Origin of the sequence: Micromonospora sp. NPDC047074 (assembly GCF_040643815.1) — a bacterium.
Lineage (GTDB): Bacteria > Actinomycetota > Actinomycetes > Mycobacteriales > Micromonosporaceae > Micromonospora.
Window position 1 is genome coordinate 110,661 of the sequence record NZ_JBEYVB010000017.1, and the last position, 19,240, is coordinate 129,900.

Here is a 19,240-nt window from a genome sequence, read left to right on the forward strand (position 1 = left end):
AGTACGGGCCGGCACCTGGGCGTGCACCCGAACGGCCCACGACGCCGCGGGCCCGGCGCGGGAGTGGTGTCCCGCGCCGGGCCGTGGGCGGATCAGCTCACGGTGCAGGTGGGGGTGCCGGTCGGGCCGGTTCCGGTGCCCTGGAAGCCGAACTCGGTGGTGACGCCGGCGGCCAGCCGGCCGTTGTAGTCGACGTTGCGGAACGTCACCGCGCCGGTGGTGCCCGTGGCGCGCGCGCTCCACGTGTTGGTGATCGTCGCGCCGCCCGGCAGGGTGAGGGCGACCGCCCAACCGTCGATCGGCGCGGACCCGGCGGTCACCCGAACCGTGGCGACGAAGCCGCCGTTCCACGAGTTCAGCGACACGGCCGCCGAGCAGCCGCCGGACGGCGGCGGCGTGGTGGGCGGCGGGGTCGTGGGCGGCGGGGTGGTCGGCGGCGGCGTGGTGGGCGGCGGGGTGCTGCCGCCGTTCAGGGCGTCGAGGGTGGCGGTGTACGCCGACTTCTTGTTGCCGCTGCCGTCGAAGAGCAGCGGCGTGCCGCTGGCCCGCCAGGAGTCCGTGTCCCGGATGCCCCACACGGTGATCCCGGTGCAGCGGGACACGGCGAGGCAGGCGCGCACCACCCGGCCGTAGTTGTCGGCCTGCGTCTGCCCCGAGCCCTCGATGTCCAGCTCGGTGATCTGCACGTCCACGCCGAGGTTGGCGAAGCGTTGCAGGTTGGCCTGGTAGTCGCTCGGCACCGGTGAGGCGCTGTTGAAGTGCGACTGGAAACCGACGCAGTCGATCGGCACGCCGCGGGCCTTGAAGTCCTGGACCATGGCGTACACCGCGTTGCTCTTGGCGTTCTGCCCGTCGGTGTTGTAGTCGTTGTAGCAGAGCTTCGCGGTGGGGTCGGCGGCCCGCGCGGCCCGGAACGCTGCCTCGATCCAGTCGTTGCCGGTGCGTTGGAGGTTGGAGTCACGCCGGGCGCCGGTGCCGCCGTCGGCGAACGCCTCGTTCACCACGTCCCAGGAGTGGATCTTGCCTCGGTAGTAGGTGGCCACCTGGGTGACGTGGTTGAGCATGGCCTGGCGCAGCGCGCTGCCGCTCATGTTCTGCATCCAGCCGGGCTGCTGGGAGTGCCAGGCCAGGGTGTGGCCCCGCACGCTCATGCCCCGACTGCGCGCGTGCTCGACGATCCGGTCGGCGTTGCCGAAGGTGAACTGCCCCTGCTGCGGTTCAGTGGCGTCGATCTTCATCTCGTTCTCGGGCGTCACCGAGTTGAACTCGCGGTTCAGGATCCCGGCGTACGTGCTGTCGGAGAGCTTGTGGGCCGCCACCGCCGCGCCGAAGTACCGCCCCTTCTCGGCGGCGGCTGTTGCGAGGGTCGTCCCGGCGTTGGCGCCGGACGCCACCGCCACCGTGGCGGCGACGGCGAGACCGACCATGCCGGACGCCAGCGCGACGCGCGACCGCCTGCGGGGCACCGGGCGCCCACTGGCACGGGCGAGCATGTTGTCCATGACAGAGCCTTTCGATGAATCGAATGGATGAGGAAGGCCGCCTCGACAACCGCCCGCCACGGCACGGGCCGGCGCAGTGGTCGCCCGGAGACCACGCGTTCGTCGGCACAGCACCATGGGTTGATCGAAGCACTTCCATGGCGACCGTATCGGAACATGTCCGGAAGCTCAACGGATGATTTCCGGCAGATATCGCACTGCGAATCGATGCCACCCCTTCGCCAAGGAGACATCTGGCTGCCAGCAGGCCCCCGACGAGGCAGTAGCGGAACCGAAAGTTTCGGCCTGAAGGCGCCCTTCCTGACGGCGGTCAGGTCGCCGGACCGAACAGGGCGCCGACGAACGCGGCGGGTGCCACGGTGGACGGCCGGTCGCTGACCTGCCCGTCGCCGAGCTCGACGATCCGCCAGACACCGTCGGCGCGCAACGCCAGGTCCACGGTCACGAAGGGCAGCCCCAGCGCCGCCACCGACGCGCCGACCGTACGCGGGTCGAAAGCCTCGGGCGGGGTGTCGTGCGGGCTGTCCGGGTGGGCGCCGCTCAGCACACAGACGCCGTCGACCCACCACGTGCGGACCTCGGCGGTGGCGAACCGCTCGAAGGTACGCAGGACGAGGCCGCCGACGAGGTCGTCCCCCCGCAGGTCGAGGAAGCGACTCGCCACCCGCCAGGCGGCGTCGCCGTCGTCGAGGTCCGGGATGTACGCCGCCTCGTGCCAGTGGTGCTTCATCGACTTGGAGAAGTCGCGCAGCACCGCCGCCCCGCCACCGAGCGCGTCCCTCGCCCGGTCGAAGTCACCACGGCCCGTCCCGACCGTCCACGCCGAGCGCGGCGTCAGCTCGGCCAGGTCGGGATACCAGCCGGGCAGTTCGTGGCCACGCCGGTACTGCTCACCTGTCGTCCGCAGGACGACGCCCCGGCGGGCCAGCGCGGCGGCGAACGCGGCGTACCGCTCGCTGCGCAGCATCCAGCCGCGGTAGACCGCGACGCCCTCGGCCGACACCCGCGAGACCGCCCGCGCCACGTCGTCGCCCCGGGCCAGCGCGTCGTGGTCGACGACGGCGACCTCGACGCCGGCGTCCCGTGCCGCGTGGGCCTCGGGCGCGAAGTGCTCATCCGGGCGACGCGGCCGCAGCGGGTCCGCGGGAACGATCAGCAGCACCCGGCAGATGTTGCCCCATCAGCCGGTACGACGCGAGCCCGGCCCTGCTCCTATCCTGGGCCGATGCACCTGGAGTTCAGCGGTGAGCTGTGGTTCTGGCGGGGCCCGGCCCCCTGGCACTTCGTCACCGTCCCCGACGAGGGCTGCCACGAACTGGCCGCGCGCTCCGCTGCGGTGAGCTACGGCTGGGGCATGATCCCGGTCACGGCCCGGATCGGAGCGACCGACTGGAGCACGTCGTTGTTCCCCAGGGACGGGCGGTACGTCGTGCCGGTGAAGGCTGCCGTACGCAGGGCGGAAGGGCTCTCGGTCGGCGACACCGTGGCGGTCCGGCTGGTCGTCGACGCCTGACGCGCGCCGAGCGGGTGCCCGGGCCGGTGCGTACATTGGCAGATTCCGGCACCACTGATCCTGGCAGGTTCCGACCTCCGGCGGGCGACCGCGGCACCGACGACTCCGCCGGCGAGCCGGTCTGCCAGCCACGGAAGGAGCACAGTGAACCGTCGACTCCGGACCGCCCTCACCGTCGCCCTGAGCGCCACCCTCGTGACCACGGCCGCCCCGGCGCCGGCCCAGGCGCACCGGCCGCCCGCAACGTTCTCCCTGCCCGACGGGTTCCAGCCGGAGGGCATCGCCACCGCCGGCCGGTACGCCTACTTCGGCTCGCGCGCCACCGGCGCCATCTACCGCGCGGACCTGATCGGCGGCGAGGGCGCGGTACTCAGCCCCGCCACGGGCACCCCGTCGCTCGGTCTCAAGGTCGACCGGCGTGGCCGGCTCTTCGTCTCCGGCGGCACGGCCGGCGACGCCCGGGTCGTCGACACGCGCACGGGCGAGGTCCTGGCCCGCTACCAGTTCGCCAGCGCGCCGACCTTCGTCAACGACGTCGTCCTCACCGAGCGGGCGGCGTACTTCACCGACTCGAACAGGCCGGCGCTGTACCGCCTGCCGCTCGGCCGCGACGGGGCGCTGCCGCCGGCCGGGGGCTTCACCACGATTCCGCTGACCGGCGCGTTCCAGCAGTCCGGCACGGGCGTCAACCTCAACGGCATCGTGCGTACGCCCGACCGGCGGGCGCTGATCGTCGTGCAGTCCAACACCGGGCTGCTCTTCCGTGTCGACCCGGCCACCGGCGTCACCACCGCCGTCGACGTGCCCGGGCACACGTTCACCAACGGCGACGGGCTGCTGCTCGACGGCCGCACGCTGTACGTGGTGCAGAACCGGCTCAACCAGATCGCCGTGGTCGAGCTGAACCGGGCCGGCACCGCCGGCACGCTCACCGGGACGGTCACCGACCCGAACTTCGACGTGCCCACCACGGTCGCGAAGGCCCTCGGTCGGCTCTACCTGCCCAACGCGCGCTTCACCACGCCGCCGACCCCGACCACGCCGTACACGGTGGTCGCGGTCCGCCCGAACTGACGGCCCCTCCGGCACCGCTCCGCCCCCGCCCCCGCGCCCCGCGCCCCGCCCCGCCCCCGCGCCGATCTTGCAGTTTGCGCCCGCAAGATGTGAGGAATGCCGCTTTTGCGGGGGCGGAGAGTGCAAGATCGGCGCGGGGCAGGGCGGGGCTAGGGCGGAAAGTGCAAGATCGGTGCGGCGGAGAGGGTCGCGTCCGGGGCGTTTTGCGGGTAGAAACATGCCAACCCTTCCTTCACGGCGTGATACAAGTCCGGATGCGCGAGAGAGCGCTCTCTCGCCGGATGACGCCCGCGAGGCAGGGTGGCTGGTCCGACTTCCCACCGCGTCGCCGCGCCCGGAACGCCTTCCGGCCGGCGGAGAGGACGAACCGCATGAGCATGCACTCCCGCACCGGGCGACGGCGGCTGCGCCGGGCGCTCGGGCTCGGCCTCGTGCTGACGGCCGCCGTCGGCACGACCGGCGCCGCCGCCTCCGCCGGGCCGGCGCGGCACGGCGTCCCGGACTTCGGGCCGAACGTGACGATCTTCGACCCCGGCACGCCCGTCGGCGAGATCCAGGCCACCCTCGACGCGGCGCACGCCCGGCAGGTCGACGCCGAGATGGGTACGGCGCGGCACGCGTACCTCTTCAAGCCCGGCAGCTACGGCACCGCCGCGCAGCCGCTGCACGCCAAGGTCGGCTACTACACCGAGGTGTCCGGCCTGGGGGCCTCCCCCACGGACGTGACCGTCAACGGCAAGATCGAGGCCTACAACCGCTGCCTTGAAGGCGGCGGGACCGGCAACTGCATCGCCCTGGTCAACTTCTGGCGCACCCTGTCCAACCTGTCGCTGCGCATCAACGCCACCGGCCAGGACGGCTGCCGGTCGACGGCGAACTTCTGGGCGGTCTCCCAGGCGGTGTCGATGCGCCGCCTGGACATCAGCGGCGGCGGGCTGTCGCTGATGGACTACTGCACCGCCGGCCCGCAGTACGCCAGCGGCGGCTTCATCGCCGACTCACGGCTGCCCGCCACCACCAACGGCTCCCAGCAGCAGTGGCTGACCCGCAACAGCGAGGTCGCGAGCTGGTCGAACGCCGTGTGGAACCAGGTCTTCGCGGGCACCGTGGGCGCCCCCGACGACGCCGGCTTCCCCGAGCCGCCGTACACCACGCTGGACACCACGCCGCTGAGCCGGGAGAAGCCGTACCTGTTCGTCGACGACCGGGGGCGCTACCAGGTGCGCGTGCCCGCCGCGCGCCGCGACACCCGGGGCATCTCCTGGGGTACGGGCATGACGCCGGGCCGGACCATCGGAATCCGCGACTTCTTCATCGCCAAGCCGTCCGACCCGGTGCACGTCATCAACAGCCAGCTCGCCCGCGGCAAGCACCTGCTGCTCACCCCCGGCATGTACGACGTGGCCCGCAGCATCGAGGTCCGACGGCCCGACACCGTGGTGCTCGGCATCGGTCACGCCACGCTCACCGCCGTGAACGGCGCCGTACCGCTGGACGTGGCCGGCGTGCCCGGCGTCGTCGTCGCCGGCGTGACCATCGACGCCGGCCTGACCGAGTCGCCCGTGCTGTTGCGGGTGGGACGCGAGCACGGCCGCAACGCCAGCATCCCGCACAACCCGATCACGCTCTCCGACGTGTACTTCCGCGTCGGCGGGCCGCACATCGGCAGGACGGACACCGCGCTGGAGGTCAACGCCGACCACGTGCTCGTCGACCACACCTGGGTGTGGCGCGGGGACCACGGCGTCGAGGGCTTCACCGAGGGCGTCAACGGCGACACCGACCGCTGGCGCACCAACACCGGCCGCTACGGCGTGGTCGTCAACGGCGACCACGTGACCGCCACCGGCCTGTTCGTGGAGCACTTCCAGCGGTACAACACCGTCTGGAACGGCGAGCACGGCAGGACGATCCTCTACCAGAACGAGCTGCCGTACGACCCGCCCACGCAGGCCGACTGGATGAACGGCGAGATGCCGGGCTGGGCCGGCTACAAGGTCGGCGACCGGGTACGGCACCACACCCTGCACGGCGGCGGCGTCTACGTCTTCAACCAGAACAACCCGTCGATCCGCACCGAGAACGGCTTCGAGGTCCCGGTCACCCCGGGTGTCAGGCTGCACCACGTGATGACCGTGAACCTCAGCGCCGGCACGATCGACCACGTGGTCAACGGCGTGGGCGAGGCGGCCGACACGACGCGGGTCGGCGCGCCGGTCTACGTCCCGCGGTACCCGCTTCCGTGACGGGCCCGCTCGGGCCGGGCGGGGCGCACCGCCCCGCCCGGCCCGGGTGTCAGCCTGCGCAGTTGTTGTTGTGCACGGGCCGGGTCAGCTTCTCCTGGGTGCCGAACTGCGCGTAGACCCGCAGGTAGCACGGCAGCTCGACGTCGCCGTAGTAGCTCTGCACCTGGTTGTCGTAGTGCGTGGTGCCGCTCTGCGCGACCTGCCAGCTCCCGTCGTCGCCCGGGACGCCCGACTGGATCTCCCAGTAGACGTCGCCGGCACAGCCCTGGAGGCCCTGCGACCAGGCGATGATGTTGGCCCCGTTGTAGATCTCGGACTGCACCAGCGTGCAGCTCGCCGCCTGCGCCGGGCCGGCACCGGCGATCATCCCCACGGTCAGCATGGCCCCGGCCCCGACCGCTGCCATCAGCTTGCGCATGTTCGATCTCCTCCACGGTGGACGGTAGGTGTGACCGGAGGGTAGCCCGCCGTGGAGGTAAGTTCCACGACAATCCTCAATGCAGGCGAAAAGTTTTACGGGGCGTCCCGCCGTCCATTTACGTTTAACAAAGTTAACTGATAACCTCCCGTCCATCGACGAGGAGGAATTTCATGAGATCTCGACGTACGATGCCCGCGCTGCTGGCGACCGTGGCGCTGGCCGCCACCCTGGCGGCGGCGCCCGCCCTGGACGGCCTCGCCGCCGCGACGACCCGCGCACCGGACACCGCCCTCGCGGCCTGCACCGCGCCGGCCTGGGCCGAGGGCACCACCTACCCCGCCGGCAGCCGGGTCACCTACGCGGGGCGGTCCTACCAGGCGCTCGTGACCCACACACCCCCACCGGGTGCCGGCTGGAACCCCGCGGCGGCGCCGTCGCTCTGGACCGACCTCGGTGCCTGTGACGGCGGCCCGTCGCCCACCCCCACCCCGACCCGCACCTCGACACCGTCCCCCACCCCGACGGCGACACCGCCGCCCACCGTGACACCCACCCCGCCGCCCGGCCCGGACACCTGCGCGGGCAGGCCGAAGCCGGCCGGCAAGGTGCTCCAGGGCTACTGGGAGAACTGGGACGGCGCCGCCAACGGCGTCCACCCGCCGCTGGGCTGGATCCCGATCACCGACTCCCGGATCCCCGCCCACGGCTACAACGTGATCAACGCGGCGTTCCCGGTGATCCGCGCCGACGGCACCGTGCTCTGGGAGGACGGCATGGACGCCACGGTCAAGGTTCCGACCCCCGCCGAGATGTGCCGCGCCAAGGCGGCCGGCCTGACCATCCTGATGTCCATCGGCGGCGCCACCGCCGGGATCGACCTCAGCTCGGCCGCCGTCGCCGACCGGTTCGTCGCGACGATCGTGCCGATCCTCAAGCGGTACAACTTCGACGGCATCGACATCGACATCGAGACCGGGCTCACCGGCAGCGGCAACATCTCCCAGCTGTCGGCCTCGCAGGCGAACCTCATCCGCATCATCGACGGGGTGCTCGCCCAGATGCCCGCCGGCTTCGGCCTCACCATGGCGCCCGAGACCGCGTACGTCACCGGGGGCAGCGTCACCTACGGGTCCATCTGGGGCGCGTACCTGCCGATCATCAAACGGTACGTCGACAACGGCCGGCTCTGGTGGCTGAACATGCAGTACTACAACGGCAGCATGTACGGCTGCTCCGGCGACTCCTACCCGGCGGGCACGGTGCAGGGCTTCACCGCCCAGACGAACTGCCTCAACGCCGGGCTGGTCATCCAGGGCACCACCATCCGCGTCCCGTACGACAAGCAGGTCCCCGGGCTGCCGGCGCAGGTCGGTGCCGGTGGCGGCCACATGGCCCCCGCCACGGTGGCCCAGGCGTGGAACACCTACCAGGGCGGCCTGAAAGGGCTGATGACCTGGTCGCTGAACTGGGACGGGTCGAAGGGCTGGACCTTCGGCGACAACGTCAAGGCCCTCCAGGGCCGCTGAGCCGCGAAGCACCGACCGGTGCCGGCTGCGCGGTCCACTCCCCGCCCGGGGTGGACCGCGCGGCCGGCGATCCGCTGCCCGGCGGCGCCCCTCAACGGGGGCGGCCCATCTCGGCGAGGATGCCGGTGGCCTGACCGAGTTCGATCAGATAGCCGTCCGGATCCCGGAGGTAGCAGCGGATCTCGACGCCATGGTCCTTCGGCTCGGTCAGGAACCGGGCGCCCCGTGACCGCCACCGCTCGTAGACCTCGTGGACGTCGGTGACGCGGATGTTCATCGCCCCGCTGAGCGCGTCCGGATCCGGCGGGGCCTGCGCTTGCACGGTCGGCTTGTCGTCGGTCGGGCCGCCCTCGTCGTTGATCACGATGTAGCTGTTGTGGAACCGCAGGATCGCGGGCCGGCGCTCCCGCACCACGGTCGCGCCCAGCACGCTCCGGTAGAACTCCCGCGACCGGTCGACGTCCCGCACGATCAGCAGGTGCGTGAGCACGAGCCCGCCCTCGGGCTGAAAGTAGTCCGGCGCCTCGCTGGCCATCCACGCCTCCCCCGGTCGGACCGCCACGGCGTACCCGCTGGCGGCGTCGGCACACCCGGGGCCCGACCTGTCCCTCCGGTCGCGCCGGAAAGCCTTGAGGCATCCATTGACTTCGATTATTAATGACACAACAATCACCCATCAGCATTGATAAGTGTCAATCGAGCACTGGAAGGAGGCACCCATGGCAGCACTGAACGGCGAGGTGTCCTGGTTCTGCTGCGGCAGCGCCTGGGGTCCCTGCGGCACAGCCGGTGGGGGCGCCTGCGGCACCTGCTCATCCGGCAACTACCAGCACGCCTGGCCGAACACCTCGGACGCCTGCCTGGCCATCACCCGACCGCACGCGTGCGGGATCACCGGCATGAGCCGCCGCGGTTGCGGCTTCCGGCACTACACCACCAACCTCTGCAACGGCGCCCGGGTCGGCACCACCATCGCCGACTGCGGCCCGCAGACCGACCTGTTCTGCGGCGAGCGCACCTGCTGCGGCTCGGCCTGCGGCAGCAACCGGATCATCGACCTGACACCCGCCGCGTACAGCGCGATCGCCAGTCTCACCACCGGGCTGCGGCCCTGCTCCGTCGACAGCGTCTGAACGAGGGGGACCGCCATGCACCAGACCCTGCAACGGCGCCGGTTACTCGCCACCGCGGCGCTCGGCGGCGTGGTCGGCGCCACCGGGCTCGGCTCGCTCGCCCCCGAGGCGGCCTTCGCCGCCGAGGCCGCCACCATCGAGCCCGGCGCTCCCGACCCGAACTTCGCCGAGGGCCGGATCAGCAAGATCTCCGGCAGCATGCTGCTGGTGACCGGCTCGGACACCGTGCTGCACTCGATCCGGGTCACCGACGGCACGAGCATCTGGAAGCTGCACCCGACCACCTTCGACCGGATCGCCGTCGGCGACGGGCTCTACGCCCGCGGCGTCCGGCTGCCCGACGGCACCCTCGCCGCCGACTCCGTCTGGGTCAACATCGTCAACCTGCACGCGCACATCGCCGCGGTCGGCCGCAACCTGCTGCACCTCGACCACAAGGGCCACCGCATCGTCGCGCACGTCGTGCCGGACCGCTCCGCCGCGGTCTACAACGGCACCCCCGCGGTCAGCGACCTGTCGCTGCTGCGGGTCGGCCGGCACGTACAGGTGCTCGGCGCCTGGCACCCGGACACCAACGAGATCGACATCGCCACCGTCTACGCCGCCGCATAGCGCGCAGGTCCCGGTGGCGCCCTGCCGCGACCGCCGGGACCGCCGCCGGACCAATCCGATGGAGAATCCATGATCGACATGCTCGCGGCGCTGCAACCGCTGGTCGTCGGCGCGGTGCTGATCTGGTCCGCCCGGGTGAAGCTCGTCAGCCGGCATGCCGCCGCGGCGGCCGGCCGGTCGGCGCTCGCTCCACTGCTCGGTCAGTCCCGGGCGCTACCCGCGTACCGGCTGCTCGGCGGTGTCGAGTTGACGCTCGGCACGCTGCTCCTGCTGCCGCCCGTGCTCCGCCTGGAGGCGGTCGCCGCGACCGTGCTGGCGGCCGGGTTCCTCGCCTACCTCGGGTACGCCCGCCGAGCCGCCCCGACGTCGTCCTGCGGCTGCCTGAGCGCCACCCCGGTCCCCGTCACCGGCCGCAGCCTGGCCCGGGCCGGGCTGCTGCTGCTCGCGGGCGGGCTGGCCTGGACGGCCATCGACGGTTGGCCGGCCGCGCTCGCCGGCCGACCGGTTGCCGGTGGCGTCGTGCTGCTCGCCGAGGTGGCGGCGGTGGTGGTGCTGTCACCCGAGTTGGACCGGGCGTGGCTGCTGCCGCTGCGCCGGCTGCGTGCCCGGCTGACCCACCCGCTGCGTGGCAGTGCCGGCGTGCCGCTGCTGGCCACCGTGCAGCAGCTACAGCTCAGCGACGCATACCGGCGGGTGGCGCCGCTGCTCCGCTCGGACGTGCGGGAACACTGGGACGACGGCGACTGGCGCTTCGTCGGGCACGCCGGGCGCTACCAGGGTCGACCGATGACGGCGGTGTTCGCCGTGCCGCTGTCCGACCGGGAGCCCGACGCCGTACGGGTCGCCGTGGTCGACGACGCCACCGGGCACACCCTGCTCAGCCTGGCCGCCACGGCGGCACCCGCCGGTCCCCGGCTCCCGGTCGCACCCGCCTGAGGTCCGCCGGCCGGGCGACGCCGGTCAGCAGGTCAGCCAGTCGCGGATCTCGTCGCCGTGCTCGTCGAGCCGGGGCGGCGGCAGGTCGTACCGCGGCGGGGTGCCGGTGAGACCGATCGGGTTCCGGACGCCGGGCACACCCCCGACGGTGACCACCGGATCCAGACCCAGTTCCCGGGCCAGGTCGACGCCCCCGGCGACGGTGTTGATCGGGGCGCACGGCACGCCCGCCGCGACCAGGTCCCGGAACCACTCGTCCCGGGTCCGCCGCACCAGCCGCGCGACCAGGATCGGCCGCAGCGCCTCCCGGTTGACCGTGCGCTCCTGGTTGCGCCGGAACCGGGGGTCGTCGGGCAGGTCGGGCAGGTCGAGCACCTGGCACAGCTTCCGGAACTGGCCGTCGTTGCCGGCGATGACGACGAGTTCGCCGTCGGCGGTGGGAAACGGTTCGTACGGGAACAGGCTCGGGTGCCCGTTGCCCATCCGGAACGGCGTCGCACCGCCGGCCACGTGACCGCTGGTCTGGTTGACCAGGCCGGACAGCGCGGAGGAGAGCAGGTCCACCTCGACGTGCTGGCCGACGCCGGTCCGTTCCCGGTGGCGCAGGGCGGCGAGGACGCCGACGGCCGCGTGCAGGCCCGCGATCACGTCGAACACGGCGACACCGGCCTTGTACGGCGGGCCGTCCGGCTCGCCGGTGAGGCTCATCAGGCCGGACGCGGCCTGCACCACGAGGTCGTAACCGGGCAGGTCCGCGCCGGCACCGGCGCCGAAGCCGCTGATGGACGCGTACACGATCCGCTCGTTGACGGCGACGACGCTGTCGTAGTCGAGCCCGAAGCGCCGCAGGCCACCGGGCCGGAAGTTCTGGATCATGACGTCGGCGCGGCGGGCGAGTCGCCGGGCGACGGCAAGGTCGTCGGGGTCGGTGAGGTCGAGCGCGATGGACCGCTTGTTCCGGTTCACCCCGAGGTAGTAGGTGGAGGTTCCCTCCCGGACCGGCGGCAGCCAGGTCCGGGTGTCGTCCCCACCGGGGCCCTCCACCTTGATCACCTCGGCGCCGAGGTCGGCGAGCAGCATGGTCGCGTAGGGCCCGGCGAGGATCCGCGAGAAGTCCGCGACCACGACGCCACTGAGCGGCCCGGACGCTTGCTCTGCCATCGCCACTTCCTTCCCGTCGGCGGCGCGCGCCGTGGCACGGCCTCCCGGGACGTCCCGCCCGGTGGCCGCGGCTGGAAGGACAACGATGGCACAGCGAACGTGAGGGGCATTGCTCGCCCCGGTGCTGACCTCGGGGTGGGGCCCGCCGTGCGACGGGCCCCACCCCGGCCGCCTCGACGACGGGTCAGCCCTTGCGCCACTTCTGGTTGGCGCTGCCCGCGCAGTCCCAGAGCTGGAGTCTCGCGCCGTCGGCGCTGTTCCAGTCGCGGATGTCCACGCACCTGCCGGCCTGGAGGTTCACCAGCTCGCCGGCCGCGTTCAGGACGAACCGCTGCGCGCCGGTGCCGTTGCAGGCGTAGAGCTGGACGAGCGCGCCGTTGCCGGTCGCGCCGTCGGCCACGTCCATGCACTTGTTGTTCTGGCTGCGCAGCGTCTCGCCGCTGAACGTCCACTTCTGCGCGTCGGTGCCGTTGCAGCCCCACATCTGCAACGGGGCACGGTCGACGAAGTTGGAGTTCGGCACGTCGATGCACTTGTTGTTCCAGGTGCTCAGCACGGGCACCGCGCCGCCGGGGTTGCCCGGCCCGCCGCTGCCCGCCCCGAAGGGGCTCAGGACCAGGCCCGCGGCGCGGGGGTCGCCGTCGTGGACCAGCGACTCGAAGGCACCGACGTCGTCGAAGGCGAAGGCGTACGCCTTGCCGTCGACCATGTTGGCGTGGATCACGCGGGCGTAGTGGTTCGTCGGGCTGTTGCGGTAGAACTCGGCGGCGTTGGTGCTCGGCTGCGTGTCGATGGTGCCGAGCGTGCCCCGGTTGAGCGCGGCGCACAGCGTCCGGGAGATCGGGCCGACGACCGGGTCGTTGGGGGCGGGCAGGTCGCCGTCGCAGCCCCAGACGCTCGCCGACGAGGGCCGGTTGAAGGAGGCGACCACCTGGCCGGCACTGTTGGTGAAGGTCATCACGTTGCCCGAGGTCCGGCCGAAGTAGCGGGTGTTCGGCTGGTTGGCGAACGGCACCACGGTCAGCGTCCTGGTCGCGTACGCGTTCCACGCCCAGGCGATGTAGGAGTCCAGGTAGGTGGCGCTGAACAGGCCCGCACCGGCCGCCTTGCCGGGCGCGAGCACGCGCAGCACGGTTCCGTCGGAGCGGGTGTGGACGGTGTTGGCCCAGCCCGCCTGCGACCGGATGCCCTCGATGATCGCGTTGCGGCCGCCCGCGACGACGTCACCGGTGCGCTTGGTGACACCGGTGGCGCCGGTGACGGTGACCGCGTGCGGCACCGCGAACATGTCGACCTGCGAGCTGTTCAGCCACAGCCCGGCGTCGTTGTAGGTGAACTCGCTCCAGTCGAACAGGATGTCGCGGTTGGCGTCGCCGGCCGCCCACGGCGCGGGCTGCACCAGGCCGTCCGGGGTCAGGAAGAACTTGAGCTTCGCGCCGAACGAGAAGTAGACGCGGCCCGAGAAGCCGCGGGGGAACCGGATTGTCGTGCTGCCGCCGTTGCCGGGGCCGGGGATCGACGCGTCGGGTGCCGGCGACGGCGGGATCTGGCCGCCGGACCAGGGTACGAAGGTGCCGGCCTGGTTGACGTAGCCGAGGCGGCCGCTGGAGAGCTGTGTGCCGATCACGTACAGGTGGACGGCCTCGCCCCGGCCGGTGCTGTTGCTGACCGTCACGGGCAGCAGCGCGGGGCCGACGGCCTGGGCGGGGGACGCGGCGACGGTCACCGGGACGGCGGCGACCAGTGCGGACAGGGCGGCGAGCAGCCTTCTTCGGAGCTTCACAGGGACTCCTCCTGCGGTGGCGGGACGATGGAGAGAGCGCTCTCTCAGAGTCGACCCAGCCCCGGACGCCTGTCAATAGACGCGCACCGATGACCGCCAGGAGCGTTCGGACGGGGGTCAGAGACCCCGCCCAGAAGGAGCGCCCCGCAAGATCGCACTAGGTCCGGGAAGTAGTGGCCTCCCAGACAACGCGAGGCCACTACTTCCCGGATCTGGTGGTTCCGGCAAGGACCAGGCCGTCCTGGGGTACGGCTGGCTCCGGTCCGCCGCGCCCGCCCGGACGGGAACTCAGCGCACGGCGCGGGCGGCGAGGAAGGCGTCGACGGCGGCGAGGAACTCCCCCGGCCGGTTGGCGTGCACGTCGTGGCCGGCCGGAATGGTGACGAGGGCGGCGTCGGCCATCCGGTCGACCATCTCGGCGAGCAGGTGCTGCGGAATCTGGCTGTCCGGACCGCCGCCGATCACCAGGGTCGGGACGTCGACGTCCTCGGTGCGCTCCCACCAGGCCGGGTCGGGGTCGTCGAGCTGGGCCCGGATGGCGTTGACGGCGGCGAAGTCGAACGGTGTGGGCGTGTCCGGCCACGCCAGGGGCGGCCGGTCCAGATCGCCCGGCCGGGGCGCCATCACGTCCTCCAAAATCAGGTGGGTGAGCCGGTGCGGGGCGGCCTCGGCGAGCAGGATCGCCACCGTCCCGCCCATGGAATGGCCCACCACCACACACCGCTCGACGTCGACCGCGTCGAGGAACCCGATGACGTCGTCGCGCATCAGCTCGAACGAGTAGCGGCCCGGATGGTCGCTGCGGCCGTGGCCGCGCAGGTCCAGCGCGTACACCCGGTGCCGGCCGGCCAGCGCGGGCAGCACGCCGCGCCAGTCGCGTTCGTCGTTGCCGAGGCCGTGCAGCAGCACCATGGCCGGGTCGGCCGGGTCGCCCGCGACGCGGTAGGCCAGGGACACCCCGCCGACGCTGACGCGACGCAACTCCCCGACGTCCGACCCGGTCACGTGGCACACCATAGCGCCGCAGCAACCAGCCGGCCGCCCGCGACCCGGTCCACGTCCCCCGGATGCAAGGAAGGGACCCTTCCTTACCGGCAGAATTGGCGAAACGGATACCGAAAATGGGAATCCCACGACACCGGGGAGAGGGTGGCGTCATCGCGTATCGGCCGCTAAGAATGTTTCAGGCGTTCCAGCGGAAAGGCTTGCACATGATTGATCTGACGGTCGTGTCCCGGGACAAGTGGCTCGACGCCCGCAAGGAACTACTCGACCACGAGAAGGAGCTCACCCGCCTGCGGGACAAGGTCAACGCCATGCGGCGCCACCTTCCCGCAGTCGCCGTCGAGAAGGACTACACCTTCACGGGCCCGGCCGGCACCGTCCGGTTGCCGGACATGTTCGAGGGCAGACGGCAACTGATCATCTACCATTTCATGTTCGACCCGGAGTGGTCCGAGGGATGCCCGAGTTGCTCCCTGGTGGTCGACAACGTCGGCCACCTCGCGCACCTGCACTCCGCCGACACAGCGCTCGCCGTCGTGTCCCGCGCGCCGTTTTCCACCACCGATCCATTCCGGTCCCGGATGGGCTGGGACATCCCCTGGTACTCCTCGCACGGCAGCGACTTCAACTACGACTTCCGCGTCACCAACGACCCTGCCGTCGCACCCGTCGAATACAACTTCAAGGACGCCACGACCCTGGCGGCGGAGGGCCTCACCGCCTTCATCAAGGGCGAGGGGCACGGCGTGAGCGTCTTCGTCCGCGACGGCGACCGCGTCCTGCACACCTACTCCGCCTACGGCCGCGGCCTCGACCTGCTGGTGAACACCTACAACTACCTGGACCTCGCGCCGCTGGGCCGGCAACGCTACGTCAACGAGTTTCCCCTCCACGACACCGACGGCGCGGAGGCGGCCGGCAGCCGCTGATCCCGTCAGGGGAAGGCCGTCACCTGGGTGCGCAGTTGTTGCTCTTACGCCTGACGGTGTACTCGGTGTCGTCGTGGGTGATGCCCGACGGCACGCCGTCGAAGTGGGCTTCGACCTTCTCCCAGCCCCGGCGCTGCTCGTAGTGCAGGTGAGGCGCGCCCGAGTTGCCGGTGCTGCCGACCCGCCCGATCTGCTCGCCCTGGGCCACCCGCTGACCGACCCGGACCAGCGGCGGTTCGAGCAGGTGCAGGTACTGCGTCTCCCACCGGCCACCGTGGTCGATCTTCACCCAGTAGCCGCCACCGCGCCCGCGCGGCCCGTCCGGGTTCTCCGGGGTCCGGCCGCCCAGAGAACCGTTGATCCCCGCCACGGTGACCTCGCCGGCGTACGACGCGAGCACCGGCTGCCCCCACGCCGCCCCCTTGGTGGGGAACAGGTCGACGTCGTAGTCGTCGTGGCCGGGATACGTGCCCAGCTGCCACGTCTCGCCACACGCGACGGGAAGCTGGAAGAGCGGGCGCGGGCCGGGCGGCCGCACCAGCGGCACGACGACCACCGCGGCGAAGACGACGGCACCGAGGACCACCGCGACCGCGGCGGAAACGATCACGACCCGGATGCGGCGGCTGCGCACCCGGCGATGGCTGCGAGGGCTGGTGGGGTCGCCGGTCGTCACCGGCCCGAGCATGTCAGACACCGGCAACCCGCCGGTCACCGGTACGGGCGCGTCACGGGCGGCACGGGCCGGGGACACGCGAGCTTTCGCCACCCGTACGGGCTTGCGCGATCCGCCGCACCGCCTCCCCGCTGGTTGACAGAGTGGTCGGGTGGCAGGGAGCGCGTCGGGGACCGGGCGGATCCGTGCCGTGCTGTCCCGGCGGGTCCAGCCCGGCCCCGGCGAGGTGACGCGCCTGGAGCTGTTCCTCGATCTGGTCTTCGTCTACGCGTTCATCAACGTCACCGAGCTGATGTCGGCGAACTTCGATGCCGTCGGGCTGATCCAGGGGTTCCTGGTCGTCGCGCTGCTGTGGCGGTGCTGGGCGTCGTACGCCTGGCTCGGCAACAACGTGCGCTTCGACCGGGGGGTCATGCCGCTGGTCGTGTTCGCAGCGGCGGCCTGCATCTTCGTGGTCGCCGTCGCCCTGCCGGCGGCGTTCACGGACCGACCGGGTGGCCTGTGGGGGCCGCTCATCTTCGCCGTCGCGTTCGTCCTGGTACGCCTCGGGCCGTTGACGGTCACCACCCTCGCCGGGATGAACGCCGGCGCCCGGCCCGTCTTCCCCCGCCGCGGACGGCTGCCGCTGCTCTTCAGCGCGCCGCTGCTGCTGACCGCCGCAGCCCTACCCGCGCTGCTACCGACCTGGCCGCCGGTGGGCCTCGTGCAACTGGTGCTGTTCGCCGTGGCCACCGGGGTCGACTACACCGGTCTGGCGGTGATCGGCCCCGGCGACTGGCGGCTCAGTTCGGTGAGCCACTGGGCGGAGCGGCACAGCCTCATCGTGCTCGTCGCCCTCGGCGAGACGATCATCTCACTCGGCACCAGTCGAGGGCTGGTCGGCGATCCGCCGATCACCTGGTCGGTGATCGGCGGATCCGCCCTGGGCGTCGTCGTCGTGATCGTGTTGTGGTGGACCTATTTCGACCTCGCCCGCTTCGCCGCCGAACGGGCGATACGGCGTCCCCTCGGTGGCCTCCCGTCGCTGGTCAGCCGCGACGCCTACGCCCTGGCGCATCTGCCGATGATCGGCGGCCTCATCCTGTTCGCGCTCGGCCTCAAACTCGCCCTGAGCGCGACGGAGGTGAGCACCGCGGCGCACTGGAACACGGGCAGCGTGCTCGTCCTCTACGGCGGGGTGCTGCTCTACCTGCTCGGCCTGGTGGCGTTCGAGAAGCGCGGCTTCGACCTCGTGGGGCGCAGTGCGGTCCTCGGCATCGTGCTGCTCGTCGCCGCCGTACCGGTGGCGCTGCGGACGCCCGCGGTGGGGTCCCTGGCGATCCTCGCCGCCGTCATGGGCGCGGTCGTGCTGGCCGACCGTACGGTCTTCCGGCGCCGGCACCGCCGGCTGCACGAGCAGATCGCCGAGACGGTACGGCGGGTGACGGTGGTCCGCCCGCACGGGCTCTTCCTCGATCTGATCTTCGTGTACGCGTTCCTCCAGATCACCGTCCTGGTCACCCGCCAGCCGTCCGTGGCGGGGCTGGCCCAGGGGCTCGGCGTCCTGGTCCTGCTGTGGTGGTCCTGGTGCCTGTACGCCTGGCTGGAGGGCGTGATGCCCCGCGGCAACACTCCGGTGCGGATCACGGTGCTGGCGGCTGCCGCGCTGACCGTCGTGATCGGCCTCGCCATCCCCCAGGCGTTCAGCCGCGTCCCCGGCGGTCTCCCCGGCCCGCTGATCGTCGTGAGCTGCTACGTGGCGGTCCGGGTACTGCAACTGGTGGCGTTCTGGCGGACCGCGGGCTCCGACCCCGCGCTGCGGGCCCACGTGGCCCGGGCCGCCATTCCCGGCACGGCGGCACTGGCACTGCTGGTGGGCGCGACAGTGACCTTCCCCCGGAGCGAGGAGGCCATCTCGCCGCTCAGCGCGGCGTGCTGGACGGCCGCGCTGGTGCTGGACCTGGTGGGCGGCTACCTGGTCGGTCCCGGCAACTGGCGGATCCGCTCGCTCGAACACTGGACGCAGCGGTACAACCTCATCGTCCTGGTCGCCTTCGCCCAGGGGTTCATCTCCACCGGGGTCGCGCTGGCCGACACCCCGATCTCACTGGCCGTCCTGTTCGCCGTCGCATTGACCGTCACCCTGCTCGCCGCCCTGTGGTGGACCTATGTCGGCACCGACCGCGTGCTCCACCGGCGCATGTCCCAGGTGTCGGCCAGCCCGCGCGGGGCGACCCTGGGCCGGGACGCCTACACCTACCTGCACCTGCTGATCGTCGCCGGGCTGATCCTGGTCGCCCTCGGCCTGACCACGACGCTGGCGCAGGTGGCGGAACGGCCGGCCACACCGTTGGAGTCGCTGGGACACGCCGCCCTCTACGGCGGGGTGTCCGTGTTCCTCGTCGGCGACCAGCTGATCTGGCGGCTCGCCGAAGGCGCCTTCTGCCGGCGCCGGCTGCTCGGCCTGCTGGTGGTGGTGCTCGCCGCGCCGGCCACCACCGCGCTGCCCAGCATCGCGACGCTGGCGCTGCTCGCGACGGTCGCCGTTGCGGTCGCCACGACCACCCCGCTGCGCGGCGTCGCACCGCACGACCTCGCTGAACAGTCAGGCGGCCCCGGGTAGCGTCCCCATCACCGATGGGCTACACCACCCTGAGCATGCTGGAACGGATCGCGCTGTTCCATGGGGGGCGCCGACTGCGGCTGTGGCCGGATGGGCCTGCCACGCCCGCCGCGCCGGGCCC

At 72.0% G+C, this 19,240-nt stretch carries 17 protein-coding genes; 9 read left to right on the plus strand and 8 right to left on the minus strand.

Going from position 1 to position 19,240, the window contains the following annotated elements; genetic code table 11:
- Positions 1-92 precede the first annotated feature (92 nt).
- Together ABZ809_RS21095 and ABZ809_RS21100 are read right to left on the minus strand one after the other, a co-directional pair.
- Positions 93-1,502 carry an endo-1,4-beta-xylanase gene (locus tag ABZ809_RS21095; RefSeq protein ID WP_357564261.1) on the minus strand — a complete coding sequence of 470 codons (1,410 nt, stop codon included), beginning with the start codon at positions 1,500-1,502 and terminating at the stop codon, positions 93-95.
- A gap of 310 nt (positions 1,503-1,812) precedes the next feature.
- Positions 1,813-2,664 carry an ATP-grasp domain-containing protein gene (locus ABZ809_RS21100; protein WP_357564262.1) on the minus strand — a complete coding sequence of 284 codons (852 nt, stop codon included), beginning with the start codon at positions 2,662-2,664 and terminating at the stop codon, positions 1,813-1,815.
- 63 nt (positions 2,665-2,727) lie between these two features.
- Here ABZ809_RS21100 and ABZ809_RS21105 point away from each other — a divergent pair, with 63 nt between their 5' ends.
- The 3 genes from ABZ809_RS21105 (at position 2,728) to ABZ809_RS21115 (ending at position 6,335) form a co-directional block, all read left to right on the plus strand.
- Positions 2,728-3,015, plus strand: a complete 288-nt coding sequence (locus tag ABZ809_RS21105; protein WP_357564263.1) for a DUF1905 domain-containing protein — start codon at positions 2,728-2,730, stop codon at positions 3,013-3,015.
- A gap of 144 nt (positions 3,016-3,159) precedes the next feature.
- Positions 3,160-4,089, plus strand: coding sequence for a superoxide dismutase (locus ABZ809_RS21110; RefSeq protein ID WP_357564264.1), 930 nt, complete (start codon positions 3,160-3,162; stop codon positions 4,087-4,089).
- Positions 4,090-4,466: 377 nt separating this feature from the next.
- Positions 4,467-6,335, plus strand: coding sequence for an adenylyl cyclase (locus ABZ809_RS21115; RefSeq protein WP_357564286.1), 1,869 nt, complete (start codon positions 4,467-4,469; stop codon positions 6,333-6,335).
- Between the two features lie 49 nt (positions 6,336-6,384).
- Here the strand turns inward: ABZ809_RS21115 and ABZ809_RS21120 are convergent, their stop codons facing one another.
- Complete coding sequence (locus ABZ809_RS21120) at positions 6,385-6,753, minus strand: hypothetical protein (protein WP_357564265.1); 369 nt, start codon at positions 6,751-6,753, stop codon at positions 6,385-6,387.
- Between the two features lie 173 nt (positions 6,754-6,926).
- Here ABZ809_RS21120 and ABZ809_RS21125 point away from each other — a divergent pair, with 173 nt between their 5' ends.
- Positions 6,927-8,282 carry a glycosyl hydrolase family 18 protein gene (locus ABZ809_RS21125; RefSeq protein ID WP_357564266.1) on the plus strand — a complete coding sequence of 452 codons (1,356 nt, stop codon included), beginning with the start codon at positions 6,927-6,929 and terminating at the stop codon, positions 8,280-8,282.
- Between the two features lie 91 nt (positions 8,283-8,373).
- Here the strand turns inward: ABZ809_RS21125 and ABZ809_RS21130 are convergent, their stop codons facing one another.
- Complete coding sequence (locus ABZ809_RS21130) at positions 8,374-8,817, minus strand: VOC family protein (protein WP_357564267.1); 444 nt, start codon at positions 8,815-8,817, stop codon at positions 8,374-8,376.
- A 184-nt stretch (positions 8,818-9,001) separates the two neighbouring features.
- Here ABZ809_RS21130 and ABZ809_RS21135 point away from each other — a divergent pair, with 184 nt between their 5' ends.
- From ABZ809_RS21135 to ABZ809_RS21145, 3 genes are all read left to right on the plus strand, one after another.
- Positions 9,002-9,415, plus strand: a complete 414-nt coding sequence (locus tag ABZ809_RS21135; protein WP_357564268.1) for a hypothetical protein — start codon at positions 9,002-9,004, stop codon at positions 9,413-9,415.
- Between the two features lie 15 nt (positions 9,416-9,430).
- A complete protein-coding gene (locus ABZ809_RS21140) occupies positions 9,431-10,027 on the plus strand; it encodes a cell wall protein (RefSeq protein ID WP_357564269.1) in 597 nt (198 codons plus the stop codon).
- A gap of 69 nt (positions 10,028-10,096) precedes the next feature.
- A complete protein-coding gene (locus tag ABZ809_RS21145; protein WP_357564270.1) occupies positions 10,097-10,963 on the plus strand; it encodes a MauE/DoxX family redox-associated membrane protein in 867 nt (288 codons plus the stop codon).
- 24 nt (positions 10,964-10,987) lie between these two features.
- On the opposite strand, the gene ABZ809_RS21150 is transcribed toward ABZ809_RS21145, so the two are convergent.
- From ABZ809_RS21150 to ABZ809_RS21160, 3 genes are all read right to left on the minus strand, one after another.
- Positions 10,988-12,124 carry a CoA transferase gene (locus ABZ809_RS21150; protein ID WP_357564271.1) on the minus strand — a complete coding sequence of 379 codons (1,137 nt, stop codon included), beginning with the start codon at positions 12,122-12,124 and terminating at the stop codon, positions 10,988-10,990.
- A gap of 184 nt (positions 12,125-12,308) precedes the next feature.
- Complete coding sequence (locus ABZ809_RS21155) at positions 12,309-13,907, minus strand: beta-1,3-glucanase family protein (protein WP_357564272.1); 1,599 nt, start codon at positions 13,905-13,907, stop codon at positions 12,309-12,311.
- Positions 13,908-14,195: 288 nt separating this feature from the next.
- Positions 14,196-14,819, minus strand: coding sequence for an alpha/beta fold hydrolase (locus ABZ809_RS21160; protein ID WP_357564287.1), 624 nt, complete (start codon positions 14,817-14,819; stop codon positions 14,196-14,198).
- Between the two features lie 299 nt (positions 14,820-15,118).
- Here ABZ809_RS21160 and ABZ809_RS21165 point away from each other — a divergent pair, with 299 nt between their 5' ends.
- Positions 15,119-15,841 (plus strand): DUF899 domain-containing protein, encoded by a 723-nt coding sequence (locus tag ABZ809_RS21165; protein WP_357564273.1) that lies wholly within the window; start codon positions 15,119-15,121, stop codon positions 15,839-15,841.
- A 19-nt stretch (positions 15,842-15,860) separates the two neighbouring features.
- Here the strand turns inward: ABZ809_RS21165 and ABZ809_RS21170 are convergent, their stop codons facing one another.
- Positions 15,861-16,529, minus strand: coding sequence for a M23 family metallopeptidase (locus tag ABZ809_RS21170; RefSeq protein ID WP_357564288.1), 669 nt, complete (start codon positions 16,527-16,529; stop codon positions 15,861-15,863).
- 139 nt (positions 16,530-16,668) lie between these two features.
- Between ABZ809_RS21170 and ABZ809_RS21175 the strand changes: the two genes are divergently transcribed.
- Entirely contained in the window at positions 16,669-19,119 is a 2,451-nt protein-coding gene (locus tag ABZ809_RS21175; protein ID WP_357564274.1) for a low temperature requirement protein A, read from the plus strand.
- Positions 19,120-19,240 lie beyond the last annotated feature (121 nt).

What these genes read in the sequence shown, in the direction of transcription:
- ABZ809_RS21095 (WP_357564261.1), bottom strand. Translation starts at nt 1,502, where the DNA reads ATGGACAACATGCTCGCCCGTGCCAGTGGGCGCCCGGTGCCCCGCAGG.
- ABZ809_RS21105 (WP_357564263.1), top strand. Translation starts at nt 2,728, where the DNA reads ATGCACCTGGAGTTCAGCGGTGAGCTGTGGTTCTGGCGGGGCCCGGCC.
- ABZ809_RS21115 (WP_357564286.1), top strand. Translation starts at nt 4,467, where the DNA reads ATGCACTCCCGCACCGGGCGACGGCGGCTGCGCCGGGCGCTCGGGCTC.
- ABZ809_RS21120 (WP_357564265.1), bottom strand. Translation starts at nt 6,753, where the DNA reads ATGCGCAAGCTGATGGCAGCGGTCGGGGCCGGGGCCATGCTGACCGTG.
- ABZ809_RS21125 (WP_357564266.1), top strand. Translation starts at nt 6,927, where the DNA reads ATGAGATCTCGACGTACGATGCCCGCGCTGCTGGCGACCGTGGCGCTG.
- ABZ809_RS21130 (WP_357564267.1), bottom strand. Translation starts at nt 8,817, where the DNA reads ATGGCCAGCGAGGCGCCGGACTACTTTCAGCCCGAGGGCGGGCTCGTG.
- ABZ809_RS21135 (WP_357564268.1), top strand. Translation starts at nt 9,002, where the DNA reads ATGGCAGCACTGAACGGCGAGGTGTCCTGGTTCTGCTGCGGCAGCGCC.
- ABZ809_RS21140 (WP_357564269.1), top strand. Translation starts at nt 9,431, where the DNA reads ATGCACCAGACCCTGCAACGGCGCCGGTTACTCGCCACCGCGGCGCTC.
- ABZ809_RS21145 (WP_357564270.1), top strand. Translation starts at nt 10,097, where the DNA reads ATGATCGACATGCTCGCGGCGCTGCAACCGCTGGTCGTCGGCGCGGTG.
- ABZ809_RS21150 (WP_357564271.1), bottom strand. Translation starts at nt 12,124, where the DNA reads ATGGCAGAGCAAGCGTCCGGGCCGCTCAGTGGCGTCGTGGTCGCGGAC.
- ABZ809_RS21160 (WP_357564287.1), bottom strand. Translation starts at nt 14,819, where the DNA reads ATGGTGCTGCTGCACGGCCTCGGCAACGACGAACGCGACTGGCGCGGC.
- ABZ809_RS21165 (WP_357564273.1), top strand. Translation starts at nt 15,119, where the DNA reads ATGATTGATCTGACGGTCGTGTCCCGGGACAAGTGGCTCGACGCCCGC.
- ABZ809_RS21170 (WP_357564288.1), bottom strand. Translation starts at nt 16,529, where the DNA reads ATGCTCGGGCCGGTGACGACCGGCGACCCCACCAGCCCTCGCAGCCAT.